Source organism: Kitasatospora sp. NPDC101447 (assembly GCF_044767225.1).
Lineage (GTDB): Bacteria > Actinomycetota > Actinomycetes > Streptomycetales > Streptomycetaceae > Kitasatospora.
The window spans coordinates 138,621-152,652 of sequence record NZ_JBIWNL010000008.1 but is presented as its reverse complement, the minus strand read 5'-3'; the positions used below and the strand labels follow the sequence as shown (position 1 = coordinate 152,652).

The window sequence follows — 14,032 nt, the reverse complement described above, 5'->3', positions numbered from 1 at the left end:
CGCTCCGGGGGCGCCGGTCGTGCCTCTGCCCGCGCCTCAGCCCGAGCGCAGCGCGTCGAAGCCGAGCAGCAGGGCGTCGAGTGCGAAGGCGAACCGTTCGGCGTCGTCCGTGCCGGCCCCCTCGGTCGCGGCGCGGATCAGCAGCGGGTACCGCTCCGCATCGAGCGCGGCCAGCCAGTCGGCGCCACCGGCCTCCTCGGCTCCGACCACGATCCGGGCCTCCGCCGTCGCGTGGCCGATCACGAACACGGCAAGGGAGTTGAGCGCGTGCAGGGCGCGGCCGAGCGGGAAGCCGCCGGCCGTGAGCAGGTGCAGCAGGGCTTCGAGGTCGTCGAGGGTGGCCGGGGTGACGGCGGGCCGGGAGGTGGCGAGCGGGAGCACGGCCGGGTGCCGTAGCAGGCCCTCGCGCAGGGCGGTGGCGTACGCGTGCAGGGCCGTGCGCCAGTCGGCCGAGCCGTCCAGGGCGGGGGTCGCCGCCGTGAACACCTGCTCCACCAGGCCGTCCAGCAGGGCGTCCTTGTTGGGCACGTAGTGGTAGAGGGTCATCGCCTCCACGCCCAGCTCCTGGCCGAGCGAACGCATCGTCAGGCCCTTGAGCCCGTCCCGGTCGACCAGGCCGAGCGCCGCGTCGAGGACCTGCTGCCTGCTCAGCCCGACCCGCTCGCCCCGGCCGCGCCTGGGCGTCTGACGCTCCGCCGTCTCCGCCGTTTCCGTCATCCGCTCCTCCACCTCCCCGTACGGGCTTGACTTTCTTACAGCATAAGAGAACACTCGTTCCCAGCGAAACTTACCGCGTAAGAAACAAGCCGCCACAGGGGGAATCACCATGTCGACCACCACGACCACCGCCAACAAGCAGGTCATCCGCGACTTCGTCGCCGCGCTCAACGACCGCTCCGGTGAGGGCTGGGTGCAGCTGCTCTCCCCGTCGGTCATCGACCACAACAAGATCATCTTTGGTGAGGAGGACGCCCCCGGCGCCGCCATCGAGGGCTTCCGCCTCCAGCTGGCCGCCTTCAGCACCGAGGCCGAGGGCGACGGCTTCCACATCGAGCAGCTCATCGCCGAGGACGACGAGGTCGTCGCCCGGCTGCGGGTGGCCGGTGTGCACACGGGCTACCACGCCCGGATGCCCGAGCCGACCAACCGCCGCTGCGACGTCGAGCAGATCTGGATCTTCACCGTCCGCGCCGGCCGGATCGTCGAGATCCGCGCCGTGAGCGACCGCCTCGGCATGTTCATCCAGCTCGGCTGGGACTGGCCGACCACGGACTGACCCGATCCCGGTGCCCGGCCTGCGAGCCCGAGGGCGCGGTGCGGCATCCGGATGTCGCGGACGGTGATCAGGTGGTGACCGGGTGGTGATCGGCGTGCGCACCCGCGCCTCGTTCCGGGCGACGGTACGCGCCCGATGGAATGACGTCCCGTGTCCGGGCACATCGTCAGGCGCTCGCGGCGGAAACCAGATGGAGCCTCCCCGACCGGTGAGGCATTCCGTTCCCAGGGAGTACGCATGCCGACGGAACAGAGCACGGCAACCATGCCCCAAGTGGCCATGACACTGGCGGCGATCGCGGCGACCGCGGCCACCCCGCGTCCGTCGGGCGAGACGCCGGCGCAGCAGCAGAGCAGGGCCTTCCAGGGCGTCGGCCGGCAGTTGGCCGCGCCTTCGCTCGCGACGGGGGGCGACTGGAGCCTTCAGTGGCTGGCGCTGAGCCCGGACAACGCGAACATGGCGTACCTGGCCGCGAGCCGTTCCGCCAACGCGTTCGCCGTGGTGCTGCGCGGCACGGTCGCCAACGTCACCGACCTGCTGGAGGACCTCGACGTGGGCACGGTGGTGCCGTTCACCGCCGTCGGCTCGCCACACTCCCCGGTGTCCGTCTCCAAGGGCGCGATGGAGGCGTTCAACCAGGTCGTCACCATGACCGCGGCGGGCAACACCCTGGTGGAGGCGCTCGCCGAGGCCCTCGCGGGGGCCGCACAGACCCCCTCCGTCTACGTGATCGGCCACAGTCTGGGCGGCTGCATCGCCACCATGGTCGCGCCCTACCTGCAGGCGCAGACCTGGCAGAACGTCACCCCGCGGTTCGGTCTCTACACCTTCGCCGCCCCGACCGCCGGGGGTAGTGACTTCGCGACGTACGTCGACTCCCTGAGCTGGGTCGCCAACGAGCGCTACTACAACACCTGGGACCTGGTGCCGCAGGCCTGGACGAACCTCGACGCCGCCAAGAAGTGGTACCCGGATCCGCCCGGCCCGGCGGCGAACGACGACGTCGACGCCGTCATCACGGCGATCGCCTCCCTGCCCGGCCCCCACGGCTACGCCCAGCCGGGCAACGCCAACCCGCTGCACCCGGACTACCAGAGCGACTACGACCCGGTCATGGTCAAGAAGTCGCTCCAGGACTTCATGGGCCAGGTCGCCTTCCAGCACGCCAACTCCACCTACCTGGGCCTGCTCGGTGCCCCCGACGTGCTGCCGGGCCCGGTGGTGCGGGCCATTTCCGCCAATGTCGGCGAGGGCGGCAGCGCGGTCGTCGTCGCCGGTACCGGCTTCGGCCCGGGCACGGCGGTCGACTTCGGCACGGTCCCGTGCCAGGACCCGGTCGTCAGCGGCGACGGCACCGCGGTCAGCGTCCCCGCACCCCCCGGTGTCGGCGTGGTCGACGTCCGGGTCACCAACGACCTCGGGACCTCGCCGGCCGTCCCCTTCGGCCGGTTCGCCTACGGCGGCCCCGCCCCGGTGATCGTCACCGGCCTGAGCGCGGACAGCGGCCGCAAGGGCGACTCCGTCACCATCACCGGCGTCAACTTCGGCTCCGACGCGAAGGTCTTCTTCGGTACGAACCCCTCCCCGTCCGTCCAGGTCAAGCGCACCGGCGCGCCCAGCGAGCTCGTCGCCACCGTGCCCGCCCCGACCATCGGCATCGGCAAGCCCAGCACCATCGACGTCACCGTGCTGTCGAACGGCTACTCGTCCCCGACCGGCCCGGCGGCCGAGTTCACCTACAAGGGACTGTGAGACCGGCTTCGTGATCACCCCGCCGGCGGCGTGGCCGCCGACGGGGCGGCCGCCGGGAGGATCGGTTCTCCGCATCGGCCGGGCCGCGGCGTGTGGGGCGGGCCGGATGATCCCGTACAGCGGCCCGCCACGAGGCCTTCGCGCGCTGTGAGTCGACCGGTGCCGGGGCGCGCGGGCCGCACGGCCGGCCCGCGTCGACTCAGATGAAGGTGATGACGAGTACGGTCGCCGCCAGCAGGAGGACGACCGTCAACGCCGGTGCACCGGGACGTCCGTCGGGCTCGGAGGTGATGGCGATCCAGGAGACGAGGGGGACAGCGAGCGACAGGAAGATCGCCAGCCATCCCACGACATCGGTGGGGACCCCGGCGACCATGGCTCCCCAGACCGTCGTGAACATCACGGCCAGCCAGGCCGTGGCGGTCAGCATCGCCCAGGCAGCGCGTGCGGTCCACCGCTCGACCCGGTCGGCCGCGCGGAAGTTGGTGCGGGTCGTCGTCCAGATCCGGGTCAGGTTCGTCACCGGAACATCCTGTCGAACAACACCGTCGGGCGCCACGAGCGGGCGCGGATCGCCGGAGGCGGTCGGGTGTTCGTGGGGGCGGGCACCGCAGGTGTGGCGAAGCCCCGCCGGGTTCGGCGGGGCTTCGAGCCGCGTGGGGGCGGCGGGTATCGGGGTGCGGTGCGGTGCGGTGCCGGGCGGGGCCGGGCAGTCGGGCGGGTGGCCCGGGGACCGCGTCAGGTGTCGGTGGGGCGACGGCGTCGGACGTCAGGCGTCGGGTGTCAGGAGCGGGCGGAGTCGATCTTGCCCTGGAGGGCGGTGAGCAGGTCCTTGAGGATGCCGACGGTGCCCTCGTCGATCAGCTCGCCCTCGCCGTCGAAGCGCTCGTGCGAGCGGAAGGCGACCAGCTCGGGCTTGACCACGACGTCGCTGTCGGTCCAGACGAAGACCTGGCGCAGCGCCAGCTGGGCGCGGACCGAGCCGAAGTTGGTGGGTGCGGCGCCCATGATCGCGGTGGGCTTGCGGTGCAGCGGCAGGCCCTCGGTCTTGCTCCAGTCGGTGCTCAGCCAGTCCAGGGCGTTCTTCAGGACGCCGGGGATCGAGTAGTTGAACTCGGGGGTGGCGATCAGCAGTCCGTCCGCGTCGAGCACCTTGCGGCGCAGCTCCTCGACGACGGCCGGGCGCAGGCCGGGGTGGTCGAGGTCGTAGTCGTACGGCGGGATGTCGCGCAGGCCGTCGTAGATCTCGATCTCCATGCCGGCCGGGTTGAACTTCCGGGCGGCGCGCAGCAGTGCGGTGTTGTGGGAGTCGGCGCGCAGCGAGCCGGAGATGGCGAAGACCTTGGACGCGGTCATGGCGGTGTTCCTTTGCTGGTGGGTGCGGTGGGTGCGCAGGGGTGCGGGTGGCGGCCTGCCCGGTGCGGGTCGGCTGCGGGGCCGGCGGTCGTTCCGACGCCGAGGAATCTAAACCGCTCAGTTCAATGCGTCAACCATACGGTTCAGTCTTGACTATGAACTGAATCGTGTAGTTCAGTTCCGGCATGACGACGACTCAGCTCGCCGCGGCCCAGGCCGCCCCCGTCCGTTCGACCGCCACCGTCATCGATCCCGTGCACACCTTCGAGGGCGCCGGCTTCCCCGTCCGCCGCCCGTTCCCGGTGGCCGAACTCCCGATGCTCGACCCGTTCCTGATGGTCGACCAGACCGGTCCGCTGCTGCTCGCCCCCGGGGAGGCCAAGGGTGCCCCCGCCCACCCGCACCGCGGTTTCGAGGCGGTCTCCTACCTCATCGAGGGCTCGATGGACTGGGCCGACTCGACCGGCCGGCGCGGCACCAGCGTCGCCGGCGAAGTCGAGTGGCTCACTGCCGGCGCCGGCATCGTCCACTCCAACGAGCCGACCGCCGAACTGCTCGCCCACGGCGGTCGCCAGCACATGCTCCAGATCTGGGTGAACCTGCCCGCCCGGCTGAAGGACCTCCCGGCCCGCAGCCAGAACCAGGGGCCCGACACCATCCCGGTGGTGCACACCGAGGACGGCAGCCGCGTCAAGGTGATCGCGGGCCGCAGTCACGGCGTGGCCGGACCCTTCGAGACCCACGTGCCGGTCCTGCTCGCGCACGCCGTGCTGCCCACTGGCGGGCAGGTCGAGTTCACCGCGCCGGTCGGCCACAACGCCGCCGTCTACGTGCTCTCCGGCGCCGTCGAACTGCCCGACGCGCCGCTGGCGGACGGTCAACTCGCGGTGCTGGCGCACGACGGCGAGCGGATCGCCGTCGCCGCGCCGGACGGCCCGGCCGAGGTGCTGGTCCTGGCCGGCGAGCCGATCGGCGAGCCGGTGGCCCGCGGCGGCCCGTTCGTGATGAACACCGCGGCCGAGCTGCGGCAGGCCCAACTCGACTTCTCGAACGGAAAGTTCGGGAGGATCCCGGAATGAGTCCGGGAGAGCCGAACACGGCGGCCGGGGCGGGCACGCTCCCGGTGGAGCCGTCGGCGGGCAGCGCCGGCCGGGGCGTACGGGGGTCGCTCCGGACCGGCCTGCTGCTCGCGGCGGTCGCCGCCCCGGGGGCGGCCGGGCTCTCCGGTCCGAGCCTCGTCCTGCCCGCCATCGCGCGGGAGGTGCACGTCGGCCTCGACTCCGCCGCCTGGCTGATGAGTGCCTACGGGCTCGGCATGATGCTCGGCACCCCCCTGCTCACCGGCACTGCCGGGCGACGCGGCCCCCGGGCGCTGCTGCTCGCCTCCGCGGGGGCGCTGCTGCTCGGCGTGCTGGTCACGCTCGCCGCGGGGGCGGCCCTCGGCCCGCTGGTCGCCGGGCGCGCTGTGATGGCGGTCGGAGCGGCCGGGTTCAACGTGGCCGCCTTCCAGCTGGCCGCGCGCCAACCGGACGGACGAGCCTCCGGGGTCGTCGCGATCGGCAGCGCGGCGGGCGGTACCGCCGGGCTGTTCATCGGCGCGGCGGTGGCGGCCGGGCTGGGCTGGCGGGTCTGCCTGGTGCTGCCGGTGCTGACCCTGGCGGCGCTGCCGGCCGCCCTGCGCGGGTGCGGCGGACCGGAGCCGGAGCCGGGGCCGGCGCAGCGCGCGGAGGCGGATGCGGATCCGGGGGCGGGGGCGGCGTGGCGCCCGTTCCTGGGCCTGGACGCCTTGGCGGTGCGGCGGTTCCGGGCCGTCGCGGCGGTGATGCTGGTCCTGGCGACCGTCAACTTCGGCCTGGTGTACGCCGCACCTCGGCGGGCTGCCGCGCTGACCGGATGGAGCGTCGTCGAGACCGGCGCCGTCGGCTCGCTCGCCACCCTGACCGGTGCACTGCTCTCCTGGTCACTGGTGCGCGCCGCGCCCCGGCTGGGCCTGCAGCGGACCACTGGCCTGCTGCTCGGCGTCTCGTTCGCCGCACTCGCGCTCGCTGCGCTCGGCCCCTGGGCACCGCTGGTGCTGCTCGGCGCCGGGGCCAGCGCCTGCGTCAACGCCGGCGGCCAGGGAATCCTGACCGGAGTCGCCGCCGACGCCGTGGCGCCGCAGCGGCGGCCTGAGGCCATCGGGCTGTTCAACCTGGTGTTCCTGCTCGGCGCGGCGCTCGGTCCGCAGCTGGCGGCGCTCGGCGAGCGGATCGCAGGGCTGGGCCCGTAGTCCGCCTCGCCGGTGCACTGACCGGGCGCGCCGCCGGGCCGCCGGGGCCGGCCGGATGCCGGCCGGGTGCTGCCGGTTCTCCCGCACGCCGGCCGGAGCGTCGGCCGGAGCGCCGGCCGGCTCGCGTCCGGGCCGGGCGCCGGGCGCCGGGCGTCAGGCGCCGGGCGTCAGGCGTCAGGCGTCAGGCGTCAGGCGTCAGGCGTCAGGCGTAGGACCGAACCGTTCAGTTTCCTATACTGGCCCGTACCGTCTCCCCCGAGTACCCCGAGGAGCGCCCCGATGGCCGCCGACAGCCCCCAGCCGATCGACGAGTTCGGCATCCCGATCATCCCGAGCCCGGTCGACGCCGCCCAGCGGCGCCGGCAGGCGATCATCGACGCCGCGCTGGCCGAGTTCCTCAAGGAGGGCTACTCCGCCGCCTCGATGGACGCCATCACCGCGCGGTCCGGCGTCTCGAAGGCAACCATCTACAAGCACTTCGGGAACAAGGAACGGCTCTTCCTTGCGGTGATCGGCGGCATACTGCCCACCACCTACGAAGACCTCAAGCCGTGGAACTCCACCATCGCCGAGGCCGACGACCTGCGCTCCGCGCTGATCACGCTCACCCTCGACTGGACCCGCATCCTGCTGCGCCCCGACATCATGTCGCTGCGCCGACTGGTGATCGGCGAGATCGACCGCTTCCCGCAGCTCGGCCAGCTCTGGTACCGGGTCAGCTACGACATGAACAACGGCCCGCTGATCGAGGCCTTCGCCGAACTGGACCGCCGCGGAGTGCTCGCGGTGGAGGACCCGGCGCTGGCCGTGCAGCAGCTGGTCGCCTGCACCGTGGGCGTGCCGCAGCTGGTGCGGACGTTCAGCCCGGAAGCCGAACTGGACGAGGCCGAGATGCACCGGATGATCATCTCCGGGGTCGACCTGTTCCTGGCGCGGTACGCACGGGAGCAGTGACCACGGCGACGGCGGGCCCGGCGGCCGGAGCGCCCGTCACGGTCGGGGCGCCCGTCACGGTCGGAGCAGCGGCCGTCGGTACCGCGGCCGGACCGGCGTCCGGCCGGCGACGGCACCGCCGCAGCCCGGCCACCAGCAGCAGCACCGCCGTCCACGCGCCGGTGCAGAGCACCTGGCTGCGGCTGCCCGGGTCGACCAGCATGAACACCAGCACCCCGGCCATCGCCGCGAGCGCCAGGCAGCCGCCCAGGTAAGGGAAGCCCCGCATCGGGGCCACCGGCTGCGGCCCGTGCTCCTGCTGCGGCTCGCACTCCTGCTCCGGCCCGTGCCGATCTTGCGCGTCCGTGTGCCGCTGTCGGCCGTGAAGCCGTAGGTGGGAGGCGGCGATCAGGATCCAGACCACCAGGATCGCCGCTCCGATCGAGTTCAGCAGGAACGGGAAGACGGTCCGCGGCCACACCAGGCTGAGCACCACCGACGCGAAGCCGAACGCGGCCGAGGCGAGCACGGCGCGGCCGGTGCCGGTCGGGGCGGTGGAGGCGCCGGGCGCGTCGGCCGAGCCGCCGCCGCGTTCGGCCGGCCGGCCGCCGCGGGTGAGCAGGCGCGGGGCGTCGCCGCGGGCGGCGAGGGCGTGCAGCATCCGCGAGGAGCCGTAGATGTTGGCGTTCATCGCCGACAGCAGGGCCACCAGCACGACGGCGTTCATCAGCTGCGCCGCGCCCGGCACCCCGATCCGGCCGATCGCCGCCGCGTACGGGCCGTCGGCGACCGCGGGGTCGTCCCACGGCACCACGGCGACGATCACCGCCATCGAGCCGATGTAGAACAGCGCCACCCGCCACAGCACCGTGCGCACCGCCCGGCGCACCGCGCCCACCGGGTCCTCGCACTCGGCGGCGGCGATGGTCACCGTCTCCAGCCCGCCGTACGCGAACACCGCCGCGATGGTGCCCACCGCGACCCCGTGCCAGCCGTGCGGCAGCAGGCCGCCGTGCGCGGTCAGGTTCTCCGCGGCAGGTGTCCGGCCGGTGAGCGCGGCAGCGGCGCCGAGCAGGATGAACGCGCAGATCGAGGCGACCTTCACCCCGGCGAACCAGAACTCCAGCTCACCGAAGTGCCGCACACCCGCCAGGTTCGTCCCGGTGAACAGCGCCATGAACGCCGCCACCCACACCCAGGCCGGCACCTGCGGCAGCCATCCCGCCACGATCCGGGACGCCCCGATCGCCTCCGCGGCCACGCTCACCACCAGCAGCGCCCAGTACATCCAGCCGGCCAGCAGCCCGGCCCACGGCCCCCAGGCGCGGGTGGCGTGCGCGGCGAACGACCCGGAGCCGGGGTGGGCGGCGGACATCTCCCCGAGCATCCGCATGACCAGCACCGTGAGAACCCCGGCCACCGCGTACGACACCACGATCCCGGGCCCCGCCGCGGCGATCCCGACACCGGAGCCGACGAACAGCCCGGCTCCGATCGCACCGCCCAACGCGATCATGGCGATGTGGCGCTGTCTCAGCCCACGACTGACCGACCGGTCCGGCATCTCGGCTCCCCCCGTTGTGATCCAACCGGGGGAGATCCTGTCCCCGACCACCCGTCATGATCAAGTCCTCGGACCGGTCCGATCGAAGCGTGGACACCCGCCGACCGGAGTGCGGGACGGCTGTCGGGGAGTCGGCGCGGGCTCGGCCCCGGCCGTGCTGGCGGGCAACGCTCCGTACAACTGCTCGGCGTCCTGCGGCCGTTGGGGTCAGGCCCCGGGCCTGACGGCGTGGATGGCCCTGAGTGTGTCGCAGACCTGGGCGGTGATGGTGAGCAGGACAACGGCGGCGATCAGGTAGTGGTCGTGCGGGGCCCTGGAGCCGATCAGTGCCGCGGTTGCGACGGGGGAGACCGGCGCCCACCGCAGGTCGGGCCGCGGCAGCCGCCGGCCGGCGGAGGCGTCCCGCGTCCGGAGACGAGGGCGGAGGCGAGGGCGGGGCTGGAGGCGGGGGCGGGCTTCGGTGCTGGGGGTGTTCACGGGCGCTCCTCGCGGTGTCCGGTGCGGCCGTCCCCTCGGGCGGCCTCGAAGGAGCTGTAGGGGGCTGCCGCACGATCACCCCCCGACCTCGATGTGTGACCCGGATCACAAGGGGAAAGTCTCGGTCGGCAAGGGGGGAAGCCCCGGGGCGGCACCTAATACCCCTCCTGCGAGGCAACGCGGTCTCGCCTCGACGGCAAGAACACGTGGGAGTCGGTGTGTCATGTGAGGACCCTGCCGCCGAACTTCCGGACGGCGAAGGCGCCGAGGGGCCCGCCCCGGACACCCTCGGCGGCATGACCGCCGCACAGGCGGCAGACCTGGAGAGCGCTCTGCCCGATGCGGCCCTCCTGGAGGACGACCGGGCCCGGGCCCGGCGCCGACAGGCCGACGCCGGACTCGTCCGCTATTTCCGCGCGCACGGCTTCGCCGGCCCCCGCTTCGAGAGCTACGCCGAGAAGCTGATGCAGTACGGCGTCCAGGTCATGGGTTCCTGGACCTTCTCCGGCGAGATCTTCCGCCTGGCGAAGGCCTCCGGGAGGCCGGTGCCGGCCAACAAGATCGTGACCGGGTGGTGCAGGGACGAACGGCAGCAGGTCTCCGAGGAGTCGGCCGTCGCCGGGTTCGTCCTGTTCAAGGAGCGCGGCCTGGTTCGTGGCACGTGGAAGCCGGACGGTGGCGCATCCTTGACGACCTACTACATGAATGCCGTCATCCGCGTCTTTCCGCAGGTCTACGGCCGGTGGCACCGCGAGTGGGTCCAAGGCCAGGCCCTGCGGGCGAGCCTCGCACCGGCCGACCAGGACGAGGAGATCGCCGGGATTCCCGATCAGCGGGCGGTCGACCCCCATCAGGCCGCCGCCACCCGCGACGAACTGCAGCGCATTCTTCCCGCCGTCACGGATCCGCAGATGCGAGAGATCATCGCCTGGCTGTCCCTGGGCTACACCCATGAAGAGGTCGCCCAACGAGTCGGTCTCCCTTCGGCCAAAGCCGTCGAGCGCCGACTGAGCCGCGCACGTCGTCACTGGCGGGACATGGTCCGCACGCTCGAACTCGGGGAAGGGGGAGTCCGATGACCGAACGCGGCGGCGTTTCCGGGGGAACCGACCACAACGTGTCGGACGACTACGGCGACGACGAGTTCACGGCGCTCCTGGAGGCCTCCAGCCTGGGCGCTCCCGAGGTCCGAGCCGCTCTCGCCAGGCCCTTGCCGCCGTCGACCGTCGAGCGGGTCCGTGCGGCGGCCCGGGAAGCGGCGGCCGGTTCCGGAAGCCGGCGCGTCGAGGAGTCCTCCCCTCCGGGTGACCGAGCGGGGATCGGAAAGCCGGTCTGGGCGAAGCGCGCGCCACGACGTCCTTCGGCAGCTCCACGGGACGTGCCGCTCGTGAACACCACGGTCAGCTGCGAGCTGCACCTGCGCCTCATCGTGTCCGACAAGTCCTCACTGCCCGTCCCCGCGGGCCTGCGCTACGACACCGCCGACCCCTACGCCGTGCACGCCACGTTCCACACGGGCGCCGACGAGACCGTGGAGTGGGTGTTCGCCCGGGATCTCCTCGCGGAGGGGCTGCAGCGACCCGCCGGTACCGGCGCCGTCCGGGTGTGGCCGTCACGCAGCCACGGGCAGGGGGTGGTCTGCATCGCGCTGAGCCCGCCGGAAGGAGAAGCCCTGCTGGAGGCCCCGGCGCGGGCGCTCCGGTCGTTCCTCAAGCGGACGGAGGCCGCGGTGCCGCCCGGCACCGAAGACCGTCACGTCGACTTCGAAGGGAAGCTGTCCCACATCCTCGCCGAGAACTGACCCCGACCGGTTGTCGGGATCCCGTCCGTGGGTCGAGACGGTGATCGCGGGCCCGCAGGAGCGGTGACCATGGAGGGGTGACCATGGAGGGGTGGACGGACACCCGATCGAGGTGCCGGGCGTCCTGGACGTGGGACCGACTCCCCGGACGGCGCTCGCCTGGTTGCCGCCGACGGACCTGTGGCAGGCCGTCCAGCGGATCCGGGAGGAGCACGATCCGCAGATCCGCCGGTGGCCGCCGCACGTCAACGTGCTGTTCGGTTTCGTCCCGGAGGCGGACTTCGGGCCCGCGCTCCCGCTGCTGGGCGCCGCCTCGGCCGAGCACGAACCGTTCACCGCGCGCCTGCACGGAGTACGTCATTTCCGCCACCGCCACGACGCCACGGTCTGGCTCGACCCGGCGGGCGACGGCCCCGGCCCGTGGCAGGCGCTCCACGGCTCGCTGGTGGAGCGCTTCCCCCGCTGCCGGGGACGGGCGGGCGACTTCACACCCCACCTGTCCCTGGGGCGGACCCGGGACCCTCGCCGGCTCGCGCCCCGACTGGCCGCCCTCCTGGGCACCACCTCGGCACGGGTCGGCGAACTCACCCTCCTCTCCCGCCGGGGCGACGGCCCGATGCGGGCCCGGTTCACGGTCGAGCTGGGCACGGGCGAGGTCCGGCAACTTCCGGAGCTGCCGGAACTGCCGCAGATGTGACAGCTGCCGCGGCTGCCACGGCTTCCGGGCCTCGGGCCCGCGCGACCGCATCGTGGGGCGCCGGGCGGGCGGGGTTCACCAGGCGAGGGGGCGGCCGTGCCGGAAGAAGCCGCCGGTGGGGCCGTTGTCCGGGAGGGTGGCGGCCCAGAGGACACTGGCGGCGCCGGTGGCGACAGGAGCGCCGCCCGCGCCGCCCATGTCGGTGGCGACCCAGCCGGGGCAGACCGCGTTGACCAGGACGCCGTCGGTGCGGAGCTCTCCGGCGAGAGTGCGGGTGAGGGCGTTGAGAGCGGCCTTGGAGACGCTGTACGACGGGGTCCCGCCGCCCATCGCGGCGAGCGAGCCGCTCTCGCTGGAGACGTTGACGATCCGCGGGTGGGCGGAGCGACGGAGCAGCGGAACGAACGCCTGGGCCACCTGCCACGCGCCGTACAGGTTGGTCTCCATCGTGCGGCGGACCTCGTCGAGGTCGACGGAGACGGCGCGGCGCCCGGTGTCGTAGTTGGTCGCGGCGTTGTTGATCAGGACGTCGAGGCGGCCGAACTCGGCCTCGACGGAGCGGGCGAGTTCGCGGACGCCGGCTGCGTCGGTGACGTCGAGGGTGCGGGGCAGGACGGTGCCGCGCCCGCCGGGGCTGTGGGAGAGGTCGGCGGCGGCGTCCTCGGCGGCCTTCGGGTCGCGGGCGCAGAGCAGCACGGTGTGCCCGAGTTCGGCGAGTTGGCGTGCGGTTTCGCGGCCGATGCCGCGGTTGGCGCCGGTGACGAGGGAGATCGGTGCGGGGATGCCGGTGGTGTCCATGGCCGGTCCCTTCCCCGCCGGAGGCGGATCATCCCGCCCACGGTCCTCGCCGCTGCTCAGGGCGGCGACTCCTCGCCGGACGTGAGGCCCTGTCCCACCGTCAGAGATGTCGAACACCGTAGGGCGGGGCAGGAAGGCCTGGTTGTCGTCGCCCGTCCACTCGGGTCTGGAGAACCGCCGCGGAATCAGGCAGTATTCGATACGGCGAATGGCTTCATGTCGGGGAGGGAAGCGGGCGGCGCCGGTGGGAGTACGCCGGCAGGCCACCGACCCGCACGGTGCGCCTCCCGACCGAAGGCCCTTGCAGCCCTTCCAGGAACGACGCAGCCCATCGCGGGCGCCCCGAGCCATCAGGTGCGCCCGGCCCGGAGCAACCAGGAGCACGGTGTGACGACGCTGGACGGCCGTGAGGTCTACACACGGCGCGATCTGATGGACAGGTACGGGATGACCCTGTCCCCGTTGGAGAAGTGGCACCGCAACCGCAGCCTGACCGGTCACCCCGAGGCCGTCGGCACGGTCGGCCGCGAACTGGTCTGGGACCGCGAGGAGTGGGACCGCTGGTACCGGGAGCGGGGCGACACCCGAGACCTGGAATCACGCGCCGAGCTGGCTGCCAGGCACGGTCTGGCCCGGGGGACCCTCGACCGGATGTGGTCCCTGCGCGAGGAGAACGGCCACCCCGAACCGGTCAAGACCATACGGAAGACGACCTACTGGGACGCCGAGGAATGGGACGCGTGGTACGCCGACTACCGCCGGCGCGCCCAGCGCAGGGAACTCGACGTCGACCGCTCCGGCAACCCCGACGACCTCGTCACCCTCTCCCAGGCCGCCCGCATCCTCGGCGTCGAGCCCACCAGCATCACCCACTACCCCAAGAAGCCCCCGCGGAACTGGCCGCAGCCCGCCCAGGAGGAACAACTCCCCAGTGGGTTCATGCGCCGCCGGTACCGGCGGGCGGACATCTGGCACTACGCGGACAACCGCACCCTCGCCGGCCCCCGACGGCCACGGCGCCAGGGCACGCAACCCGCCGACCAGTCCCCGACGGCCGGACAGGACGCGGGGAACCCCGGACAGCCCGACGCGCGGACGACTTCCTGAAC

15 protein-coding genes are annotated in these 14,032 nt (G+C 73.0%); 9 read left to right on the top strand and 6 right to left on the bottom strand.

Features of this window, described 5'->3' with window-relative positions:
- Nucleotides 1-36 precede the first annotated feature (36 nt).
- Complete coding sequence (locus tag ACIRST_RS14770; protein WP_402802592.1) at nt 37-717, bottom strand: TetR/AcrR family transcriptional regulator C-terminal domain-containing protein; 681 nt, start codon at nt 715-717, stop codon at nt 37-39.
- 109 nt (nt 718-826) lie between these two features.
- Between ACIRST_RS14770 and ACIRST_RS14765 the strand changes: the two genes are divergently transcribed.
- Both ACIRST_RS14765 and ACIRST_RS14760 read left to right on the top strand, forming a co-directional pair.
- Complete coding sequence (locus tag ACIRST_RS14765; protein WP_402802591.1) at nt 827-1,276, top strand: ester cyclase; 450 nt, start codon at nt 827-829, stop codon at nt 1,274-1,276.
- A gap of 279 nt (nt 1,277-1,555) precedes the next feature.
- The gene (locus ACIRST_RS14760) at nt 1,556-3,028 is read left to right on the top strand and encodes an IPT/TIG domain-containing protein (RefSeq protein WP_402802751.1); all 1,473 of its coding nucleotides are present in this window, start codon (nt 1,556-1,558) and stop codon (nt 3,026-3,028) included.
- Between the two features lie 199 nt (nt 3,029-3,227).
- Here the strand turns inward: ACIRST_RS14760 and ACIRST_RS14755 are convergent, their stop codons facing one another.
- A complete protein-coding gene (locus tag ACIRST_RS14755) occupies nt 3,228-3,551 on the bottom strand; it encodes a hypothetical protein (RefSeq protein WP_350524140.1) in 324 nt (107 codons plus the stop codon).
- 260 nt (nt 3,552-3,811) lie between these two features.
- On the bottom strand, nt 3,812-4,384 hold the full coding sequence (locus ACIRST_RS14750) for an NADPH-dependent FMN reductase (protein WP_402802590.1): 573 nt from the start codon (nt 4,382-4,384) through the stop codon (nt 3,812-3,814).
- A gap of 185 nt (nt 4,385-4,569) precedes the next feature.
- On the opposite strand from ACIRST_RS14750, the gene ACIRST_RS14745 reads away from it, so the two are divergent.
- From ACIRST_RS14745 to ACIRST_RS14735, 3 genes are all read left to right on the top strand, one after another.
- Nucleotides 4,570-5,463: a pirin family protein gene (locus tag ACIRST_RS14745; RefSeq protein ID WP_402802589.1), complete on the top strand. Its 894-nt coding sequence runs from the start codon at nt 4,570-4,572 to the stop codon at nt 5,461-5,463.
- On the top strand, nt 5,460-6,653 hold the full coding sequence (locus ACIRST_RS14740; RefSeq protein ID WP_402802587.1) for an MFS transporter: 1,194 nt from the start codon (nt 5,460-5,462) through the stop codon (nt 6,651-6,653). Before ACIRST_RS14745 ends, ACIRST_RS14740 begins: the two co-directional genes overlap by 4 nt.
- A gap of 279 nt (nt 6,654-6,932) precedes the next feature.
- A complete protein-coding gene (locus ACIRST_RS14735; RefSeq protein WP_402802586.1) occupies nt 6,933-7,607 on the top strand; it encodes a TetR/AcrR family transcriptional regulator in 675 nt (224 codons plus the stop codon).
- On the opposite strand, the gene ACIRST_RS14730 is transcribed toward ACIRST_RS14735, so the two are convergent.
- Together ACIRST_RS14730 and ACIRST_RS14725 are read right to left on the bottom strand one after the other, a co-directional pair.
- Nucleotides 7,558-9,150, bottom strand: a complete 1,593-nt coding sequence (locus tag ACIRST_RS14730) for an amino acid permease (protein WP_402802584.1) — start codon at nt 9,148-9,150, stop codon at nt 7,558-7,560. The genes ACIRST_RS14735 and ACIRST_RS14730 overlap by 50 nt on opposite strands.
- Before the next feature lie 207 nt (nt 9,151-9,357).
- Nucleotides 9,358-9,627: a hypothetical protein gene (locus ACIRST_RS14725; RefSeq protein WP_402802583.1), complete on the bottom strand. Its 270-nt coding sequence runs from the start codon at nt 9,625-9,627 to the stop codon at nt 9,358-9,360.
- Between the two features lie 296 nt (nt 9,628-9,923).
- Between ACIRST_RS14725 and ACIRST_RS14720 the strand changes: the two genes are divergently transcribed.
- The 3 genes from ACIRST_RS14720 to ACIRST_RS14710 all read left to right on the top strand — a co-directional run bounded on the left by ACIRST_RS14720 (nt 9,924) and on the right by ACIRST_RS14710 (nt 12,125).
- Complete coding sequence (locus ACIRST_RS14720) at nt 9,924-10,706, top strand: RNA polymerase sigma factor (RefSeq protein WP_402802581.1); 783 nt, start codon at nt 9,924-9,926, stop codon at nt 10,704-10,706.
- Nucleotides 10,707-11,014: 308 nt separating this feature from the next.
- Nucleotides 11,015-11,428 (top strand): SsgA family sporulation/cell division regulator, encoded by a 414-nt coding sequence (locus tag ACIRST_RS14715; RefSeq protein ID WP_350524190.1) that lies wholly within the window; start codon nt 11,015-11,017, stop codon nt 11,426-11,428.
- Between the two features lie 91 nt (nt 11,429-11,519).
- A complete protein-coding gene (locus tag ACIRST_RS14710) occupies nt 11,520-12,125 on the top strand; it encodes a 2'-5' RNA ligase family protein (protein WP_402802580.1) in 606 nt (201 codons plus the stop codon).
- A 75-nt stretch (nt 12,126-12,200) separates the two neighbouring features.
- On the opposite strand, the gene ACIRST_RS14705 is transcribed toward ACIRST_RS14710, so the two are convergent.
- On the bottom strand, nt 12,201-12,923 hold the full coding sequence (locus ACIRST_RS14705; RefSeq protein WP_402802579.1) for an SDR family oxidoreductase: 723 nt from the start codon (nt 12,921-12,923) through the stop codon (nt 12,201-12,203).
- 387 nt (nt 12,924-13,310) lie between these two features.
- On the opposite strand from ACIRST_RS14705, the gene ACIRST_RS14700 reads away from it, so the two are divergent.
- The gene (locus tag ACIRST_RS14700) at nt 13,311-14,030 is read left to right on the top strand and encodes a hypothetical protein (RefSeq protein WP_402802578.1); all 720 of its coding nucleotides are present in this window, start codon (nt 13,311-13,313) and stop codon (nt 14,028-14,030) included.
- The last annotated feature ends 2 nt before the right edge of the window (nt 14,031-14,032 follow it).